We start from the raw sequence: 19,051 nt of genomic DNA, 5'->3' as shown, positions 1-19,051 counted from the left end.
GCTACTGTCCCTGCTTGGCGTACTTGGCCTCGGTGGCCTCCTTGGCGGGACGCCACCAGTCCTCGTGCTCGCGGTACCACGCGATGGTCTGGTCCAGGCCCTCGCTGAAGTTCGTGTGCCGGGGCTTCCAACCGAGCTCCTCGACAAGCTTGGTGTTGTCGATGGCGTAGCGGCGGTCGTGGCCAGGGCGGTCACGCACCCAGTCGAAATCGTCGGCGTCCCTACCCATGCGCTCGAGGATGGCGCGCAGCACGTCGATGTTGCTGCGCTCGCCGTCGGCACCGATCAGGTAGGTCTCGCCCATGCGGCCCTTGGTGAGGATGTCCCACACGCCCGAGGAGTGGTCCTCGGTGTGGATCCAGTCGCGCACGTTCTTGCCGTCGCCGTAGAGCTTGGGGCGGACGCCGTCGATGATGTTGGTGATCTGTCGAGGGATGAACTTCTCGACGTGCTGGTAGGGGCCGTAGTTGTTGGAACAGTTCGAGATCGTGGTGCGCAGGCCGTAGGTGCGCGTCCACGCGCGGACCAGCAGGTCGGAGCTCGCCTTGGAGGAGCTGTAGGGGCTACTGGGCTTGTACGGGTCGTCGGGGCGGAAGCGGCGCGGCTCGTCCAGCGCGAGGTCGCCGTAGACCTCGTCGGTCGAGACGTGGTGGTAGCGCACGTCGTACTTCCTCACGGCCTCGAGCAGGCGGTAGGTGCCGACGATGTTGGTCTGCACGAACGGGTCGGGGTTCGCGATGGAGTTGTCGTTGTGGCTCTCGGCGGCGTAGTGGACGATCGCGTCGTGGCCGGGCACGATGCGATCGAGCAGCTCGGAGTCGCAGATGTCGCCCACGACCAGCTCGACGCGGTCCTTGGGAAGGCCCTCGATGTTGGCGGGGTTGCCCGCATAGGTCAGCTTGTCGAGCACCGTGACGTGGGTCTCGGGATGGTTCTTGACGACGTAGTGCACGAAGTTGCTGCCGATGAAGCCGCAGCCACCCGTGACGATGATGTTCTTGTACTCCTCAGCCATGCCGGCCTCCTAGTCGATCTTGGTGCTCATGTACTCGGAAAGGCAGTCGCGCCAGTCGCGCGGCTCGAAGCCCGTGGTCTCGATCTTCGCGAGGTCAAGCGTCGAGAAGTGCGGCCTGGGAGCAATGGGGCCCTCTGCCGAGGCAAAGTAGTCCTCGGTGCTCACGGGCTTGACCGCGTCGCCGTTGCCGTTGCGCGCCTCGAACACCTCGCGGGCAATCTGTGCCCAGCTGACGGTCTCGCCGGAGCAGGTCATATCGTAGGTGCCGAAGGCCGCGCGGGAGTCCAGCAGGTGGAAGATGCCGCGCGCAAGCTCGGAGGTGAAGGTGAGCCTGCCCAGCTGGTCGTCGACGACCGTCACCTGCGAGAGGCCGTCGCCCTCGTCCGCAACGCGATCGGAGAGGCCGGCCATGGTGCGGGCGAAGTTGTGGCCGTCGCCCACGACCCAGCTGGTCCTGCAGATGTAGTGCGCGGGGCAGCCCGCCACGGCCACGTCGCCGGCAGCCTTGGCGGCGCCGTAGACGGAGAGCGGGGCCAGGGGCTCGGACTCGTCGTGGAGCTCCCGCGTGCCGTCGAAGACGTAGTCGCTCGAGATGTGCACAAGGGTGATGCCGTGCTCGGCGCAGGTGCGGGCAAGAAGTGCGGGGCCCGTCGCGTTGGCTGCCCAGCAGATGGAGCGGCCCTCGGGGGTCTCGGCACGGTCGACCGCGGTGTAGCCGCCGCAGTTGATCACGGTGCCGTAGAGATCCCAGTCATACTGGCAATACTGCTCGGAGCGGGACATGTCGAAGGTGTCGATGTCGCAGAAGTCGAAGTACGAGACAACCCCGCGCTTCTCCGCCAGCGCCCTGACGGCGCGGCCGAGCTGGCCGTTGCAACCGGTGACCAGGGTGCGCTTGGGCCTCATGGGCACGACGTCGGAGAGCATGGGGTGCCCGAGGTCGGCCTCGGAGAGCGTCGCCTGGTCCAGCGGGATGGGCCACTCGATGGCGAGTTGGGGGTCGGCCAGGTTCACGAAGGTGTAGGTCTTCTTGAGCTCGGCGGACCAGTGGGCGTTCACCAGGTAAGTGTAGGCCGTGCCGTCCTCGAGCGCCTGGAAGCTGTTGCCCACGCCGCGCGGGACGAAGATTGCCTTGGAGGGGTCGAGGGTGCAGGTGAAGACCTTGCCGAAGGTCTCGCTCCCCTCCCTCAGGTCAACCCAGGCGCCGAAGACGGAGCCTGCAGCGATGGAGATGAACTTGTCCCAGGGCTCGGCGTGGATGCCGCGCGTGACGCCCTTGTTCGCGTTGAAGCTCACGTTGTTCTGCACCACGTGCAGGTCGGGAATGCCCAGCGCGACCATCTTGGCGCGCTGATAGTTCTCCTTGAACCAGCCGCGGCTGTCGCCGTGAACCGAAAGGTCGAGGACCTTGAGCCCTTCGATGCCGGTCTCTACGACTGAAAGTTCCTTCTCGAAGTCCATGTGCTCCCTAATCCTTGTTCCTGCAGCTGGGGACGATGCCGCCCTCGGCGACGACCCTCAGGTGCTTTCCGTAGTCGCTCTTGCCGTAGCGGTCCGCGCACTCGAGCAGGCGCTCGCGCGAGACCCAGCCGTTCTCGAAGGCGATCTCCTCCGGGACGGACACGGGCAGGTCCTGCGCCTTCTGGACCGTGCGCACGAACTGGGACGCCTCGAAGAGCGACTCCATGGTGCCGGTGTCCAGCCACGCGTAGCCGCGGCCCAGCGTGATGACGTCGAGCGAGCCGTCCTCCAGGTACATGCGGTTGAGGTCGGTGATCTCGTACTCGCCGCGCGCCGACGGGGTGACGCGGGCGGCCATCTCGGTCACGCGGGCGTCGTAGAAGTACAGGCCCGTGACCGCGTAGTTGCTCTTGGGCTCGGCGGGCTTCTCCTCGATGGAGACGGCGTTGTAGTCGTCGTCGAACTCGACCACGCCGAAGCGCTCGGGGTCGTCGACGCGGTAGCCGAAGACCGTGGCGCGCCCGGAGGCGGCGGCCGCGGCGGCCTCCCTCAGGTGGCGCGACAGGCCGTTGCCGTAGAAGATGTTGTCGCCCAGGACGAGCGCGCAGGGCTCGCCGGCCACGAAGTCGGCGCCGATCACGAAGGCCTGCGCGAGGCCGTTGGGCTCGGGCTGCTCCGCGTAGGAGAGGCTCACGCCGAAGTCCGAGCCGTCGCCCAGCAGGCGCTGGAAGTTGGGCAGGTCCTTGGGCGTCGAGATGATGAGGATGTCGCGGATGCCCGCGAGCATGAGCGTGGAGAGCGGGTAGTAGACCATCGGCTTGTCGTACACGGGCAGGAGCTGCTTGCTCGTGACCGTGGTGAGCGGGTACAGGCGCGTGCCCGACCCGCCCGCGAGAATGATGCCTTTCAAACTGGCCTCCTTGAGAAACCTATTCTGGCAAATAGACATAGCGAATATAGTTTACCAGTCGCATCTGCGTGCACAAAAATGCCGCTTATCGCTCGAGCGGGGCATCCATACAGGTGGCGGGAACGGCAGCCGAGAAGTGCCTAGGCGCCAAAGTAGAGGTTGTCCTCCCCCACGTCAGGCGTGTAGTACGGGTCCGAGCCGACGAAGCGGAAGCCGAAGCGCCTCAGGAGCTCGCGACGGCATGCGAGCTCGCCAGATTCCTCCGCAGACGCGCCGGCCGTCCTCAGCCCAGCCGTAACCCGGACGCTCACGTAGTTCTGCTGCATGGAGAGGCGTCCCTCCTCGGCGAGCGAGAGGCAGAGCCCCACCACGGCGTAGTCGCCGAGCGTCGCGTCATAGTGGCTCGCGAGGTCGTCCGCCGCGACGGCGAAGCAGTCCGAGCCGACGGCGCTCGCCGCATGCGGAAGCCTGTTGTACTCGTAGTAGCCCATCTTCGAGGCGGGGTACTCGGGGTAGACGCGCTTGGGCCTGCGGTGCCCGTCGACGAGCACGCCAGCACACGCCAGAAGGCCGCTCTCGAAGACCGAGCGCGCGCCCACGCAGCCCGCCATGCCAGAGGCAAGGGGGCCGATCATGTCCGGAAGCCACTCGCCCTCGGGAGGCGCGGTGACGCGCGGGCCCAGCACGAGCACGTGCGAGGCCGCGGCGTGACCCCGGGCGACCTCGCGCACAAGGTCGGCGCCGGCGTCCAGCACGACGACCTCGGCATCGACGTTCACGGCCGCCAGCTCCAACTGCCTCCTGACCTGACCAACCAGCGCGTCGGCGTCGGACGACTGCTTATCGCGCTGGACCACGACCAGCAGGGACAGGTCCGCTGGCAGCTCAAAGCGCAGGTCGCAGCGACCCTCGAAGCGGCCGCCCACGTCGGCGCGCGCCTTGATGCCACAACGGTCAAGGTGGCTCTGGACCGCGAGCCGCTCGGCCTCGAGCGCATAGGACTTCTGGCCCACGCCCTTGCCGGCGGTCGAGTTCTCGTGCATGCGCCAGTGGTAGAGCACGCGCGGGACGTGCGCGACGCGACGCGCGCGCTCGCCCACGAGGAGGGTCATGTTGTGATCCTGCGAGCCGTCGAACTCGCGGCCCGGAAGCCCTTCGAGCCCCTCCACCACGGAGCGGCGGACGCAGAGCATGTGGCAGACATAGTTCTGCGCGCACAGCAAGATGGGGTCCCAGTCGCTCTTGTGGAAGGGGCCAATCAAGCGCCCGTCCAGAAGGTGGTCCTCGTCACAGTACAGAAGGTCGGTCTCGGGGTGGAGGCTGACCTCGCGCGCGTAGCACCAGAGCGCATCGGGCTCGATGGTGTCGTCGTGATCGAGGAAGCACAGGAAGTCGCCGGTGGCGGCACGGATTCCCGCGTTGGTGTTGAGCGTAATGCCCTGGTTGTCCTCGAGCTCGACGCTGCGCACGCGCTCGTCGGAGCAAACGATCTCCTCAACGCGCGCGCAAAGGCCGTCGTCTTCGGGACTCGCGTTGACCAAGAGGAGCTCAAGGTCGGGATACGTCTGGGCCAGCACCGAGTCGACCATCTGGTCAAGAAAGTCGCGCGGCGTCTTGTAGAGTGGCACGATGATCGAGAACGTGGGGCGCTGCGCAAACTCCCCGAGCGAGCGGCGCTGCGCCTCGAGCTCGGCCTCGCGCGTAAGCGCATCGGGGCCCTCCGCGGGCTCGACCTCGGCGACGGAGGACTGGGCCAGACGAGTACGCTCCCTCAGCTGCCCAAGCTCGTACGGCTCGACGACGATGAAGTCTGACCTTCGGTCGCCCTCCTTCAAGCGCGCGAAGACGGCGACGGTCTCGACCCCTTGCGTCAGTGCCAGCGAGAAGCGCTGCCTACGCCGCATGAGGCCGCCCTCCCCCTCGACATCGCACTCGTCCGAGAGCGCGCAGGCCACACGCGTGACGTTGGCGCCCGAGAGGTCGAAGGCCTCGACGGACACGGGCGAGATCGCCGTGGCCTCGTCGAAGCAGTCATAGCCCAGCTCGCCCACCAGCACATCGTGGTCGCCGTCCTCGACGACGGCCGCAAGTTGGAGGCAGAGCGAGGCCGGCCCCAGCTTCTGGTCGACGTTCCTGATCGCCTCGGCACGCTCATCCTTGCGGAGGGTGTTGAGCGAGGAGGAGAGCCTGGCGCCCAGGGGGCTCAGTCGCTTGGAGGCCGATGCCAGAAGCTCGCCGCGCTCGTCTCGGACCTCGACCGTGAGGGTCTGGACGCACTCGAGCACCGGCAGGTAAGCCACAGCCTCGTCGGGTCCCAACGCGCGCAGGCAGCACGGCAGGGCCCTGCCCTCGCGGTCGCCGTTGCGCGCGGACGCGAGGGCGCCATCGGGCGCGGTCACGCTCACGGAAACGAAGACCTGGCCGCGGCCGCGCGTGACCCTGCCGAACGAGATGCTGGCTTCTTCTTTCACCTAAAACTCCTAACGACCCAGGCCATAGTAGCCACGGTCATCATAAACGTGTTGGTAATACGGGCTGTCACCGTCATACAGCCACGGGTGGCGCTCCATGAGCCACGCGTCCTCGGCCGCGTCGGGGCACATGCAGAGACGCTCGCGCGCATAGCCGCGCGGCGTCACCCTCACCGCGGCCATGGGCGCCTCGACGCACGAGAGGCCTGCCTCCCTTGCGCGAGCGCACAGGTCCGCGCTCCACCAGGCGCCTGCCCGGGCATCGATGCCACCCAGCTCTCGCAGGGTGCTGGCGGACAGCATGAGGCACTGACCCGTGAGCGCCGAGACCTCGTGCGGGAAGACCTCGTAGCCCCTGGCCTGGTGGTCGCCCTCCGGGAAGTAGCGGTCGACCAGGCGGGGTCCGGACGTCGTCGGGATGAGCGCGCCGCCCCACTTGGTGCCGTCGGCGAGGCGCGCCTTTGCGCCCGCGACGCCGACGCCCTCCCTCATCGCGAGCACGAAGAGCTTGCTCACCAGATTGGCCTCGCCCGGCAGGGCGCTGCCGTCCATGAGCAGCACGTAGTCCGCGTCCGTCGCGTGGCACGCGGCGTCAGCCGCCTCCAGACGCTCGACAAGGCCGCCGAGCCTACCGGTGCAGACGACCTCAAGGCCAGGCCACGGAAGCTCTTCTCCCCGGGCAAGCTCGTCGGAATCGCCCATGAACACCAGGCTCACCTTGGGGCGCGGCGCGTCCTCGTCGAGGATCGTCACGTAGCAGTGGGCCATCGTGGGGACGTTCTCGACGTGGGCGGGCACGCCGATCGCATGCAGGTGCTCCTCGATGGCGACGCGACCGGCCTCGAGGGACTCGGGCTTGGCCTGGCTGTTTCCCGCCGTGGACGTGGCGTTGACACGCCAGTGGTAGAGGATGCCGCGGGCATGGTGCACGTGGCGCAGACGCTCGCTCGCCACCAGCGTCATGCGATGGTCCTGTGCGCCGTCGTACTTGCTCGAGCCCTCGGGGAGGCTCTCGAGCAGCGAGCGGCGGATGGTAAGCATGTGGCACACGTAGTTGTTGGTCTCGAGCAAAAGCTGGCTGAAGTCCGGCTTGAACGAGGGGAACACGTAGCGTCCGCCCTCGAGCTTGTCCTCGTCGCAGTACATGAGGTCGATCTGGTCGTCGTCCCGCAGGGCGCGCGCGTAGCTGAAGAGCACGTCGGGCTCGAGGATGTCGTCGTGGTCGAAGAAGCAGACGAAGTCGCCCCGGGCGACGTCGGTACCCGCGGCGGTGTTCAGCGTGATGCCCAAGTTGCGCTCGAGCTCGACCACGCGGACGCGCCCGTCGCGCTCCTGGTACTCCGCCACCTTCCGCGCGAGCTCGGCATCGCCGGGCGTCGAGTTGACCAGGACGAGCTCCAGCCTGTCGTAGGTCTGCCCCAGCACGGAGTCGGCCATGTCGACGAAGAAGTCGACCGGAGTGTGGTAGAGCGGGACGATGACCGAGAAGAGCGGGCGCTCCGGCCAGCCGGCCTGCACTCGACGCTGCTCGTCCAGGGTCGCCTGGGGCGTACGGTGCGTGCGGAACCAGGCATCGTAGCCGTCGTTCGCCTCGATGGGAAGGCGCTCGCGCGCGAACTCGTCACGCAGGGCGTCGAGCTGCCCCTGGGCCAGCCCGGCCGAGCCGCGGTGCTCGCCGAGCGCGAACGACAGCTCGAGCTCACGGGCCTCGCGCGGAAGCTCGGCCGAGAGCCAGAGGTGGCGCATGCGCGGGAGCGTCCCCTTGGAATCGGTGCCGTCGCCGATCACGACCGAGGGCGCAGGCCCTTCTCCCCCGTTCCAGCTGACGGAGAGGGGCCCCTCGCAGGGAGTCTCCCCCTCGGTCCCGTCCGGCACGAACGAGGCGCGCAGCTGGAGGATGTCGGTGTTGAACACGGTCGCGATGACCCGGTAATCAGAAAAGCTAACGTCGGAAGGCACGGGGCCACATCCCATCTTTCGCCGTCCCCATCTGGGCAAGCGGTCGATCGTCAAAGGCTAGTCGAGGTACTTCTTGAGGGCGCGATGCTCTGACATGCGCACGAGGCCCGGGTTGAGGTACGGGTCGCCCTCGACGAAGTAGCGCGGGTACATCTGCATCATGCGGCCGTTCTCGCGGCACGAGCGCAGGGCCGCGGGACCGTGGCGGTGCTGCCCGCGCGAGATAGACTCGTAGTGGTAGATCTCGACGTCAGGGTTGTAGAGCACGCGCTTGCCAAGACCCTGGATGCGCAGACAGAGGTCAATGTCGTTGTACTCGACCGCGAAGGTCTCATCCATCCCGCCCACGGCCTCGTAGGTCTCGCGCGAGGTCATCAGGCAGGCACCCGTGACCGCGGTCAGGTCCTGCGCCAGGTTGCAGAAGTTGAAGTAGTCCTGCGTGTGGGACGGCAGCATCTTGCCAAAGTGACCGGGCGCGGCGAAGTGGAAGAACACGCCGGCGTGCTGGATGAGCCCATCGGGATAGAGGAGCTTGCAGCCGACGGCGCCGATGTCCTCGCGGCGGCAGGGGCCCACCAGCTGCTCGAGCCAGCCCGGGGTGATGACCTCGGTGTCGTTGTTGAGCATGAGGAAGTAGTCACCCTTGGCGTGCGAGAAGCCAAAGTTGACGGTCCTGGCGAAGTTGAAGCGGCCCGCCTCGGTCTTCTCGCGCACCACGCGGACCCTTTCCCAGCGGCGCTCGGCCTGCTCGTAGTACAAGAAGGTCTCGTCCTCGGTGCTGTTGTTCTCGACGACGATGACCTCGTAGTTGGGATAGGTGGTCTGCTGCGCGATGGAAGCCAGGCAGCGGTCGAGCACGTCGATCTGGTCCTTGTTGGGGATGACGATGGAGACCAGGGGATGCTCGGCAAACTGGTAGTCGACGTGGTAGACGTTGGGCGTGCGCTCGTCTATGCGGGCGACGGCGTCGATGCCGCAGCGGTCCAGGTGCTCCTGCACCGACTTGACCCCCGCCAGCGAGGTGTAGCTCTTCGAGCCAGGGTCCGCGGCCGTGGACTGCGGGTGCACGCGCCAGTGATAGAGCACCTTGCGCGCATGGAAGACGTTGCGCGCAAGCTCGCCCACGCGCAGGGTCATGTTCTGGTCCTGCGCGCCGTCGTAGCTGCCGTCGGGAAGCTCCAGCCCGTCGACCACGGACTTGCGCACCGTCAGCAGGTGGCAGACGTAGTTGCAGGAGCACAGCAGGTCGGGAGACCAGTCGGGCTTGAGGAACGCCTGGCAGAAGTGGCCGTCGATCAGCTTGTCCTCGTCGCAGTACAGGAGGTCCGTCCGAGGGTAGCGCTCGATGCCGCGAGCGTAGTGGTACAGCAGGTCGGGCTCGATCACGTCGTCGTGGTCGAGGAAGCACAGGAAGTCACCGCTGGCGGCACGGATGCCCTCGTTGGTGTTCAGGGTGATGCCGCGGTTCTCGTCCAGGTTCAGCACGCGGACCCTCGCGTCGCGCTCGCACGCTGCGCTCACGGCCTGCGCCAGGCGCTCGTCCTCGGGAGACGCGTTAACCAGAACGAGCTCGAGGCGGCCGTAGGTCTGCGCCAGCACCGACTCGAGCATCTGGTCGAAGTACTCGAGGGGCGTCTTGTAGAGGGGGACGATGAGCGAGAAGAGCGGACCGCCCTCGAACGAGACGCGGCGCTGCGCCTGGAGCTCGGCCTCGCTCGCGCGCACGTTCCTCAGGAACCACCCCTCCCACTCGGGGTCGCGGTCAGCCGAGAGCGTGCGCGCGTAGAACGAGCCGCGCAGCGCCGCGAGGTCGTGCCCCAGCGCGACGCAGAACGCCTCGGTCGCTCCCCTGGCGCCGAGGGGATCGGCAGCCCCCTCCTCCGCCGAGAGGCAGAGCACCAGCTCGTCGATGTTGGAGCGCACGCGCGCCGAGAACGCGACGCGGCGCTCTCTCAGGCCCGGCACCTCGTCCGAGTCGACGACCTTGTCGCCGAGGCACACGAGCGGTGCCAGGAGGGCGTCGGAGCCCGTGGAGTCCAGCAGCCTGACGTTGCCAAGCACTTCTCGCCCGAGGCCATCACCCCTCAGGCAGACCTCGCAGTGGATGACTTCGACGTCAGCGTCGAAGGGAATGAGGTCGTAGATCCTGACGTCCGCCGTCGAGGCGGCGCGGGCGTCGCTGTTTCTGATGGAGGCCGCGGCGCCGTTGCGGGTCGCGGTGTTGACCTGGGAGGCGAGGCGCGCCATGCGGGGGCGAATCGTCTTGGTGGCCGTACCCTCGACATTGCCGGCCGCATCAAGCGCGACGACGGTCAGGGTCTGGTCGACGGCGAGCACGGGGACCACCGCGACGACGTAACCGGACTGAGGGTCCCTGTGCCAGGTGGCGGGAAGGGCGGTGCCGTCGCTCGTGGAGGACGCGACGTTCAGGCCGTCGCTTGGCCCAAGGCCCTCGACGCGAACGAAGATCTTGCCCGAGCCTCGGGTCGTCTCCCTGAAGCTGACGCTCATCTATCTACCTCTTGTTCCCCCGCCCTGACGGGCTTTCGCACGATTCTTTCTTCTCCATTATGAAGCACGACGGCCCGCCACAAGGCGTGGCAGGCCGCGAGAGCTTCTCTAGTGCGCGTTGTTCAGCCTCAAGGCATTACCAACCTGCAGATTCCTGGGCCGTGGGCGTCATGTGAACGTTGAGCGTATCGCCCGCGCCGGCGGGAATCGTCACGTCGTAGGTGACCGTGAGGGTCTGCCCCATGCCGAAGGACACGAGGGCGCTGTAAGAGCTGATGCCTAGCGTCTCGTCCAGGTCGTTCACCGCACTGCCGTCGCTTATCGCGACGTTCGAGACGGTGCCTCCCGAGGGGGCCACGATGTAGAGCCACTCGGTGATGTTGGTCTTGTCGTAGCTCTGGTTGCCGCCCAAGACGTAGTCGGGAGCGCCGGCCGCCGTCGCGGAGTCGAGCATGTTGGTGAGCGACGTGGTCACCTTGAACGTCCTCGAGCCGTCGGCGTTGACCGTGGGAGCCGAGACCTCGCTCCCGGACTTGAGGTACCACTCGATCTTGGAGAACGAGACGTTGTTCATGTAGAAGCCGACCGTCGGGGTCTTGTCCTCGGTGAACTGGCCGGACGCGCCGATGGCCTTCATGGCGGCCTCCTCGTTCTCGTTGGCCATCCAGACCTGCAGCCTGCCGTCGTCCATGGACGAGTTGAGGGTCTCGTAGAGGTCCTTCACGTTCACGCCACCCAGGTCGCTGGTCAGCTTGTTGAACGAGAGCGCGGCGACCTCGGCGAAGAACAGGTCGGTCTGGTCGGAGGGCATGGTCCAGTAGGAGTCGTGCATGAGGACCGCGGCGGCATTGCTGCCGTCGACGGTGACGCCGTTAGAGGTGGTCACGCCGCCCGTAAGGGCGAGGAGCCTCTGCAGGAAGACGGGGTCTACCGCAATGGTGCCGTCGATGTGCCCACCCACGAGGGCCTGCCAGAACTGGGCGGCCACGTTGCCGGCGCGGCTGAAGTCGTACATGAAGCCGGTGGACCCGGGATTGGTCGCGATGCTGGGGCCGAATGCCGCAAGCTCGCCTCCGGAGACAGAGGGGTTGGCGCCGGCGGGAGGTTCGATGTTCTGGAGGGTCTTGGAGTCGGTCAGGGAGATGTGGCCATCGGTCACGGTGACCAGGCACCAGGAGCCATAGAAGCCACCCGTCGAGCGGATCTCGACGTTGTTCTGGGCAATCAGCAGGTAGTTGCGGGTCTGCCCGTCCTTGCCGAGCATGTCGGGAAGAATCGGGAGCAGGCTGTTGGCCTTGTCGATCGCGGAGGCAGCCTTGCCCATCTTCTCCTTCGCCTTGTCGAGCACGCCGGCGACCTGCGGCAGATGGGCGTCGGGGAGCGACTGGACGGCTTCGGCGTCGCGTGTGACGACCGGGGCCGCGGTCGCGAACACGTCCGAGAGCGACTCGAGCGCCTCGACGTTGATGGAGCCGTTCTTCACGAGGTTCTTCAGGTTGACCTCGTCGGCGTTGATGGCCAGTGGCGCGATGGCGTTGTCGGACAGGTCGACGAGCACGTCGCCGAGCTTGCGGACGCTCCTCACGTCGTCGCCCAGCACGGGGACGAAGGAGGCAATGGTCCAGGCGGGGTCGTCGAGCTCGTTCTGGATGTTGTGGACCGAGATGTTCATGTTGGAGGCGACGGAACGGGTGGTCTCCGCGTCACCGCTCTTGACGGACTCCTTGAGCTGGTCGACCGAGTCCATGACCACCTGCGCGTCAGCCTTGACGCTCTTGACAGAGCGATACAGGCGGAAGCCCGTGACGCCACCAATGGCCACCAGAAGCAGCAGGATCACGGCGATCACCTTAGCGACCACGTGGCGGTTCTCGCGCTCCGGCTCGATGGGCTGCCATCCGTTCGATCTCATGCTGCCTCCGTCCGCGTAGGAGTTGAAACCGACCGGCCTGGCCTTGCCCGAAGACTTCCTGACATAGGTCCCCCGGCCACGAACGTTCTTGTTGCCATCGCTCTGAGAGAAGTGCTTACCCATATCAAAACCAATCTTCCGGCCCAACGTGCGTGATTCCCCCAAGGAATCGGCGAAGCGCACCCCATCCGAAGCGGCGCGCATCCTTTTAAGTCTCGCACAGCCCCACCTCACCTCGACGCCACTCGTCTGTTCGACTGATAACTTTCACTAGCCGACCGATAACTTTCACTAGCTTCAGGTACGCGCAAGCTAAGAAGACGCGATGGTGAGTGCTCGCCATAGGGTTGCGTCGCGCGCACTTCTCTATAATTGGGAACGTATGTGGCTATTCGAGGAGGATTTATATGAGCATCCGCAAGCGCAGGGCGCACCTGCATTCCCGCACCCACGCCTTTGGGTTCGGCGTTGCTGGGGCCTTCGGCTTCGTCGCCCTGCTTGTAGCGGCACTTTGCGCGTCTCTGGGAGTCATGATCAACGGGTGGCTGCAGGACCTGCCCGACTACACCTCGGCAGATGCGTACCTCGTGGCTGAGCCGACGACGGTATACGCATCGGACGGGTCGGTTATTGCCGAGTACTACCTGCAGAACCGCAGGTCGGTCGACATGGACCAAATCTCCGACTACGTGAAGGTCGCCATCGTCGACACCGAGGACGTCCGCTTCTACCAGCACAACGGCGTCGACCCGCAGGGCATCCTGCGTGCGGCCTTCGTCTCGCTGGGCGGCGGCTCGGAGGGCGCCTCTACCATCACACAGCAGCTGGTGAGAAACACCGTCCTTTCGGACGAGCAGTATGACCGCACCCTCAAGCGCAAGGTGCGCGAGGCCTACATCGCCATCCAGATGGAGAAGATGTACACCAAGGACCAGATTCTGAACATGTACCTCAACACCATCTACTTCGGCCACAGCGCCTACGGCATCCAGGCGGCCTCCGTCACCTACTTCAACAAGAACGCATCGGACCTCACTCTGGCCGAAGCCGCCACCCTTGCGGGCCTGCCCCAGTCCCCCTCCGTCTACGACCCCCTCAAGAACCCCGAGGCCGCGACGAAGCGCAGGAACACCGTTCTAGACCGCATGCTCTCCGCGGGCGACATCACGCAGGAGGAGCACGACGCCGCCGTCGCCGAGCCGCTCGTGACCAACCCGGGCAGCTTCTCCGACCCGGTCGGCTCCTATCCATACTTCTCGGACTACGTCAAGCAGCTCCTCCTGGAGGACTTCGACTCCGACACAGTCATGCAGGGCGGTCTCAAGGTCTACACGACCCTCGACCCCAACATGCAGAACGCGGCGCAGGACTCCGTCAGCTCGAACCTCGACAGGATCGGCAACGACCGACTCGAGGCCGCGCTCGTCGCAGTCGATCCCAGCACCGGCTACATCAAGGCCATGGTCGGCGGCCGCGACTACAACCAGAACCAGTACAACCTGGCAACGCAGGCCGAGAGGCAGCCTGGATCGAGCTTCAAGACCTTCACGTTGGTGACCGCCCTCAGCGAGGGCATGAACCCCAACATCACCATAAACTGCAACTCGCCCATGCGAATATCGCCCACGTGGAAGGTGCAGAACTTCGCTAACGCGAGCTATGGCTACATCTCGCTCTCCCAGGCGTTCGCGTACTCCTCGAACACCGGATTCGCCCAGGTCATTGGTGCCCTTGGTGCCGACAAGGTCGTCAGCATGACCAAGGCAATGGGCGTAGACGTCGACCTGCCGGCCTACGACTCCATCACGCTGGGCACCGTTGGCATCCCGGTCGTCCAGATGGCGGAGGCCTATGCGACGGTGGCCTCGGGAGGCACGCACCGTGACGCCATCGCGATCACCAAGATCGAGGACCGCAACGGGAACGTCGTGTACGAGCACCAGGACAACCCGACGACGGTATTCTCGACAGAGGTGGCCGCAGCCGCCATCAACGTGATGGAGGGCGTCTGCCGCGGCAACGGCACCGCAAGCGTCATTGCGTCGACGCTCAAGGTGAAGCAGCCCGTTGCCGGCAAGACGGGTACGTCCGAGAACTACCGAGACCTCTGGTTCTGCGGCATCACGCCTCAGCTGTCCGTCGCCGTCTGGTGCGGCTACCGCGAGGAGGGCACCGTCAAGGCCTACGGAAGCTACGCCCACCCGTACAACACGACCGTCCCCATATTCGTGAGCTTCGTAAACAGCGCGCTGGCCGGCGTCGATACCGGGTCCTGGCCAAAGGCGACGGGCAAGATCAGCTACAAGCCCAACAGCTCATGGACCTTCTCGAACACCAACTCGTCTGCCACAGACTCGTCCTCGACCAAGACGGAGACCAAGACCGAGGAGACGGCAGAGACGCAGACTGCGCCGACCGAAACCAACACGAACACAGCTAACACGAACACGGCTCCGACAACGAACGACGGAGACGAGGTTGCCACGGGTGGCGGTGAGACCGGCGGAGGCGGCGGAGAGGCTCCTGCCGCAGGCGAGTAGACGCACACCTTGCATAGCAAGACCAACGCTCCTCTGTCCCTTCGGACGGGGGAGCGTTTTCATGCCCGCCATACAGGGCGAGGGGGAATGTGCCGACTGATGGGCGAGGAGACGCACCGCGGCAAGAAGGACTGAAGGGCTTCTTCCCTGCGTGGCAAAGGCAACGAAAAAAGGCGCCCGCGAGGGGCGCCCACACAATCGATGATGCCTGCCGAGGCTCGGCGAGAATCTGGCTACTTGCGCGTGTCGCGAAGCTTGCTGACGAGGTTGACCAGATCCTGAGCGGCATCGTTGCTGCCAGATACTACCAAGACGGTGTCGTTACCCGCGACGGAACCCTTAACCTCGGGGAGTGCCGCGGCGTCGACGGCTGCGGCGACGCCGGGAGCGGTGCCCGGCTGGCTCTTGATGACAACGAGATTGTCGGCACGCTCGACGCTGCTGACGAACTCGGATACCATACGCTGAAGGTGGAGGTCCTCCGCCAGAACGTAGATGCCCTCAGACAGCTTGCGCAACCCCATGTCCGCGATGTCTCGCGAGACGGTTGCCTGCGTGCAGTTGAAACCAATAGACTGGAGCTCGTCAACAAGGGCACGCTGCGTGCGAATGGACTTGCCGCGGACGATGTCCCTGATGGCATCCTGCCTATTGTTGCGCCTCTTGACCATATACAGCCTCCAGAGCTTGCAAATTAGAAAAACTGAAAGAGCACTCTTCAAAATCCCGTGGGTCTGTATAAAAGTACGTTAGTTATTGATATATGTCAACAAGTATTGGTTAAAGGTACATTAACTGTTTTCCAGAAGGCGAAATCGCGCCCGGACGGCCGAGGGGCCGCTCCCCTACTTCACCAGCTAGCGAGGGCAGAAGTGGCTTACTATGGGCAGCAGTGGACGATCGTTCAGCACACAAAGCATATATGCACCAGACTGAGGAGCATCACATGCCCTACCCCACAGACGACAGACGTCGAGACCCCAGGCAGCACAGAGGTGCGCGACCCGATGGTCGGGGTCGAAGAGGCCAGGGGGGCGGCAAGATCCATTCGGGGGGAGTCCATCACGGCCAGCGACCGGGACATCCTCAGGGGGCGGACCCCCTTCGCGCCAGCCGCTACAAGAGCAACCACAACTACCGAAGCCTGAGCGGGCATGACACCGGCTACAACCTCAGGCGCGGCGCCAGGAGGCATGGCGGCATCCTGGGCCAGTATGGGATAGACCAGAGACGCGCGATCTTCCTCATAGGGGCCATCGCCCTTCTCGTCCTCCTGATCGTGATCGTCTCCAACTGTGCCCGCGGCTGCGCGCGCAAGGACGACAACCAGGGGCAAAGCCAGGAGGAGGTGAACTCCTACGACTCTCGCGTGAGCGCCGGCGTCTCGGAGAGCCTGACAAACGAGTTCACGCCCAAGCTCGACCAGGGAGACAAGTACCAGAAGCTCGCCAAGCAGGCCGGCGAGTACAAGGACGAGCGCCTTCCCGAGCTCGCCCTCCGCGAGCCTGACGCCCTCGACTTCGTCCTGAGCGTCCCCGACCACGAGAAGAAGGAAGAGGAGCTCGGAGAGAGCGTCGAGAAGGGCGCCTACCCGCAGTTCTACGACTGGGACGCGCGCTGGGGCCACCTCGATTACGGCAACAGCAACGTGGGCGTGAACGGATCAGGCCTCACCTCGATGCTGATGGCCTACATGGGCCTCACCGGAAAGAGCGACCTCACGGTAACCAAGCTGATCGAGATCTCCAACGACGGCAACTACGCCTCGGACGACTCTGGCAGCGCAAACGAGTTCTTCGCGGCGGCGGCCGGCAAGCTGGGCCTCACCTGCCGTGAGTACAAGTCCTCGGGAGAGAACATCACGACCGTCCTCGCAGACGGCACGCCGATCATCATCAAGCTCAATGCGGGCTTCACCACGCCCTACGCCCACTGGGCGGTCATCGTGGGCGTCAATGGCGACGGCTCGATAACGCTCTATGATCCGGACAGCAGCTCCGCCTCGACCCACACCTGGGCTGCGGGGACCGTGGGCGGAAACTCCTCGATCATGTATGCCATCGGACAGGCGCAGAGCGAAACCCAGGACTCTGCAGACGACTCTCAGGGCGCGAGCACTTCGGGAGGCGCGTCCGAGAGCACCTCGGACTAGCGGCAGGGAGAGCACTTCTCCTCCTCTCCCTACCCAACGCGGCCAGACCGGCAAAAATGAACCGCCGGTGCGACTCTCTCGCACCGGCGGTTCTTCTCGCCTGAACGGCCATATGCCTGCGTTGCCTTACTTGAGGAGCGCCTCGGAGGCAGAGCGAAGCTTGTCGCAGACGGCCTCTGACTCGGCGCGCGTGGCACCCTTGGAGAAGAGATAGGCCTTCACCTTGGGCTCGGTTCCGGAGGGGCGGAAGATGACCTTGTTGTCGCCCTCGAGGCGGAACTCGATGACGTTCGCGGGAGGAAGCGCCTGAGCGGGCTCCTTCTGCAGGCCGGAGAGGCGCGGCATCTCGGGGGCGGTTGCGTAGTCGGTCATGCCGACGACCTTGTAGCCCGCGATCTCCTGGGGCGGGTTGCTGCGGAGGCCGTCCATGATCTCGGCCATGTGGGCGGCGCCGGCGGCACCCGGGAACTGGGCGTTGACCGTGCCGTTGAGGTAATAGCCGTACTTCTGGTACAGGTCCTCCATGGCCTCGTAGAGGTCCTTGCCCTGGGCGGCGTAGTGCGCTGCCATCTCGACGCACATCTCGACCGCGACGATGGCGTCCTTGTCGCGCGCGTGGGTACCGATGAGGTAGCCGTAGGACTCCTCGAAGCCCATCAGGTAGCGGTCCTCCTCGCCCTCGGCCTTGAGCTGGTCAATCTGGTCGCCGATGTACTTGAAGCCCGTCAGGACGCGACGGAGCTCGAAGCCCTTGTCGCTCGCAAGCGCGTCGGGCATGGCAGACGAGACGATGGTGGTGACGGCGACCTTGCGGGCGACGTCCTCGCCGTTGGCCGCGGCCATCTCGGCGAGCCAGTTCATCAGGAGCACGCCCATCTCGTTGCCGGAGAGCAGCTTGTACTCGCCGTCGTGGGGAATCGCCGTGCCCATGCGGTCCGCGTCGGGGTCAGTGGCCACGACCAGGCTGGGCTTGACCTTCTCCGCAAGGTCAAGCGCAAGCTGGAGCGCCTCGCGGAACTCGGGGTTGGGGTACTTGCACGTGGGGAAGTTGCCGTCCGGGTCCCTCTGCTCCTCGACGACCGAGACGTTCTCGACGCCGACCTCCTTCAGGATGCGCGTGACGCACTCCATGCCCGTGCCGTTGAGCGGGGTGTACACGACGGAGTAGGACGGGTCGGCCTTGAAGCCGGGGACGGAGACCTTCTTGACGTTCTCGATGAACGAGTCCAGGACCTCCTCGGGCGTCCACTCGATCAGGCCCTTCTGCAGGCCCTCGTCGAAGTCCATCATCTTCACGCCGCCGAAGGTGGCGACGCCGGCGATGTTCTTCGAAATCTCGGCAGCGGCCTCGTCGGTGATCTGGCCGCCGTTGTCGTTGTAGACCTTGTAGCCGTTGTACTGGGCGGGGTTGTGGGAGGCCGTCAGGACGATGCCGGCGGAGGTGCCCAGGTGACGGACGGCGAACGAGAGCGTGGGGACCGGCTCGATGCGCGGGTACACGTAGACGTGGATGCCGTTGGCGGCGAGCACGCCGGCGGCGACCTTCTGGAAGTCCTCGCCCTTCAGGCGCGAGTCGCGTGCGAGTGCAAGCGAGGGGTTCTCGTAGTGGGCGTTCAGGTAGTCGGCCACGCCCTGGGTGGCCTGGGCCACGACGTAGACGTTCATGCGGTTGGTGCCGACGCCCAGGACGCCGCGAAGGCCGGCGGTGCCGAAGGCGAGGTCGCGATAGAAGGCGTCGTTGAGCTTCTCCTCGTCGCCAGATTCAATAAGAGCGTCGAGCTCTGCCTTGAGGTCCGTCTCGCTTACGTTTTCCTTCCACAGCTGGACTCTGGCCTCAGTTTCCTCGTTCATGAATCTACTCCCTACATTGACTAAGGCGGCCGGACCGCCCGTTCGCGTGTTTATAGATAATACCCCCGCGCCCAGGCGACAGGCGACCTCGCTCGCCCAATTGCTTGACACAATTGAACATGTGACATCTCGCGGAAAAACGCTTGCAATTTCGCACCAGAGAGTTATGGGAAGAAACGGCAGCCTGGGCACGCATGACGGTACGAGCCATGCCGGGCGATATGATGGTTAAACATTGGATTGCCGCGCTGCGGCCTCGACGGGCGAAA

General features: G+C 65.4%; 11 protein-coding genes. 2 read left to right on the top strand and 9 right to left on the bottom strand.

Going from position 1 to position 19,051, the window contains the following annotated elements; all coding sequences use genetic code 11:
* Nucleotide 1: 1 nt before the first annotated feature.
* The 7 genes from rfbB to B5D13_RS01230 all read right to left on the bottom strand — a co-directional run bounded on the left by rfbB (nucleotide 2) and on the right by B5D13_RS01230 (nucleotide 12,239).
* On the bottom strand, nucleotides 2-1,015 hold the full coding sequence (rfbB, locus tag B5D13_RS01260; RefSeq protein WP_078686478.1) for a dTDP-glucose 4,6-dehydratase: 1,014 nt from the start codon (nucleotides 1,013-1,015) through the stop codon (nucleotides 2-4).
* 9 nt (nucleotides 1,016-1,024) lie between these two features.
* Nucleotides 1,025-2,476 (bottom strand): sugar nucleotide-binding protein, encoded by a 1,452-nt coding sequence (locus tag B5D13_RS01255; RefSeq protein ID WP_078686477.1) that lies wholly within the window; start codon nucleotides 2,474-2,476, stop codon nucleotides 1,025-1,027.
* A gap of 7 nt (nucleotides 2,477-2,483) precedes the next feature.
* Nucleotides 2,484-3,386, bottom strand: a complete 903-nt coding sequence (gene rfbA, locus B5D13_RS01250; protein ID WP_078686476.1) for a glucose-1-phosphate thymidylyltransferase RfbA — start codon at nucleotides 3,384-3,386, stop codon at nucleotides 2,484-2,486.
* Nucleotides 3,387-3,526: 140 nt separating this feature from the next.
* Entirely contained in the window at nucleotides 3,527-5,857 is a 2,331-nt protein-coding gene (locus B5D13_RS01245; RefSeq protein WP_078686475.1) for a glycosyltransferase, read from the bottom strand.
* A 9-nt stretch (nucleotides 5,858-5,866) separates the two neighbouring features.
* Complete coding sequence (locus B5D13_RS01240; protein ID WP_143327720.1) at nucleotides 5,867-7,816, bottom strand: glycosyltransferase; 1,950 nt, start codon at nucleotides 7,814-7,816, stop codon at nucleotides 5,867-5,869.
* Between the two features lie 57 nt (nucleotides 7,817-7,873).
* Nucleotides 7,874-10,327: a glycosyltransferase family 2 protein gene (locus B5D13_RS01235; protein ID WP_078686473.1), complete on the bottom strand. Its 2,454-nt coding sequence runs from the start codon at nucleotides 10,325-10,327 to the stop codon at nucleotides 7,874-7,876.
* Nucleotides 10,328-10,463: 136 nt separating this feature from the next.
* Nucleotides 10,464-12,239 carry a DUF4012 domain-containing protein gene (locus B5D13_RS01230; protein ID WP_143786722.1) on the bottom strand — a complete coding sequence of 592 codons (1,776 nt, stop codon included), beginning with the start codon at nucleotides 12,237-12,239 and terminating at the stop codon, nucleotides 10,464-10,466.
* Between the two features lie 407 nt (nucleotides 12,240-12,646).
* Between B5D13_RS01230 and B5D13_RS01225 the strand changes: the two genes are divergently transcribed.
* A complete protein-coding gene (locus B5D13_RS01225) occupies nucleotides 12,647-14,779 on the top strand; it encodes a transglycosylase domain-containing protein (RefSeq protein WP_078686471.1) in 2,133 nt (710 codons plus the stop codon).
* A gap of 233 nt (nucleotides 14,780-15,012) precedes the next feature.
* Here the strand turns inward: B5D13_RS01225 and B5D13_RS01220 are convergent, their stop codons facing one another.
* A complete protein-coding gene (locus B5D13_RS01220) occupies nucleotides 15,013-15,450 on the bottom strand; it encodes an arginine repressor (protein WP_078686470.1) in 438 nt (145 codons plus the stop codon).
* A gap of 275 nt (nucleotides 15,451-15,725) precedes the next feature.
* On the opposite strand from B5D13_RS01220, the gene B5D13_RS01215 reads away from it, so the two are divergent.
* Entirely contained in the window at nucleotides 15,726-16,931 is a 1,206-nt protein-coding gene (locus tag B5D13_RS01215) for a C39 family peptidase (RefSeq protein ID WP_159443958.1), read from the top strand.
* Between the two features lie 126 nt (nucleotides 16,932-17,057).
* Here the strand turns inward: B5D13_RS01215 and B5D13_RS01210 are convergent, their stop codons facing one another.
* Entirely contained in the window at nucleotides 17,058-18,782 is a 1,725-nt protein-coding gene (locus B5D13_RS01210; protein ID WP_078686468.1) for a phospho-sugar mutase, read from the bottom strand.
* Nucleotides 18,783-19,051 lie beyond the last annotated feature (269 nt).

The organism is Olsenella sp. KH1P3 (genome assembly GCF_900167315.1).
Taxonomy (GTDB): Bacteria; Actinomycetota; Coriobacteriia; order Coriobacteriales; family Atopobiaceae; genus Olsenella_J; species Olsenella_J umbonata_A.
The sequence above is the reverse complement of the archived record's forward strand: the minus strand, read 5'-3'. Positions and strand labels throughout refer to the sequence as shown.

Excerpts from the sequence above, each read along its gene's own strand:
- rfbB (WP_078686478.1), bottom strand. The coding sequence starts at position 1,015 with ATGGCTGAGGAGTACAAGAACATCATCGTCACGGGTGGCTGCGGCTTC.
- B5D13_RS01255 (WP_078686477.1), bottom strand. The coding sequence starts at position 2,476 with ATGGACTTCGAGAAGGAACTTTCAGTCGTAGAGACCGGCATCGAAGGG.
- B5D13_RS01235 (WP_078686473.1), bottom strand. The coding sequence starts at position 10,327 with ATGAGCGTCAGCTTCAGGGAGACGACCCGAGGCTCGGGCAAGATCTTC.
- B5D13_RS01230 (WP_143786722.1), bottom strand. The coding sequence starts at position 12,239 with ATGAGATCGAACGGATGGCAGCCCATCGAGCCGGAGCGCGAGAACCGC.
- B5D13_RS01225 (WP_078686471.1), top strand. The coding sequence starts at position 12,647 with ATGAGCATCCGCAAGCGCAGGGCGCACCTGCATTCCCGCACCCACGCC.
- B5D13_RS01220 (WP_078686470.1), bottom strand. The coding sequence starts at position 15,450 with ATGGTCAAGAGGCGCAACAATAGGCAGGATGCCATCAGGGACATCGTC.
- B5D13_RS01215 (WP_159443958.1), top strand. The coding sequence starts at position 15,726 with ATGCCCTACCCCACAGACGACAGACGTCGAGACCCCAGGCAGCACAGA.
- B5D13_RS01210 (WP_078686468.1), bottom strand. The coding sequence starts at position 18,782 with ATGAACGAGGAAACTGAGGCCAGAGTCCAGCTGTGGAAGGAAAACGTA.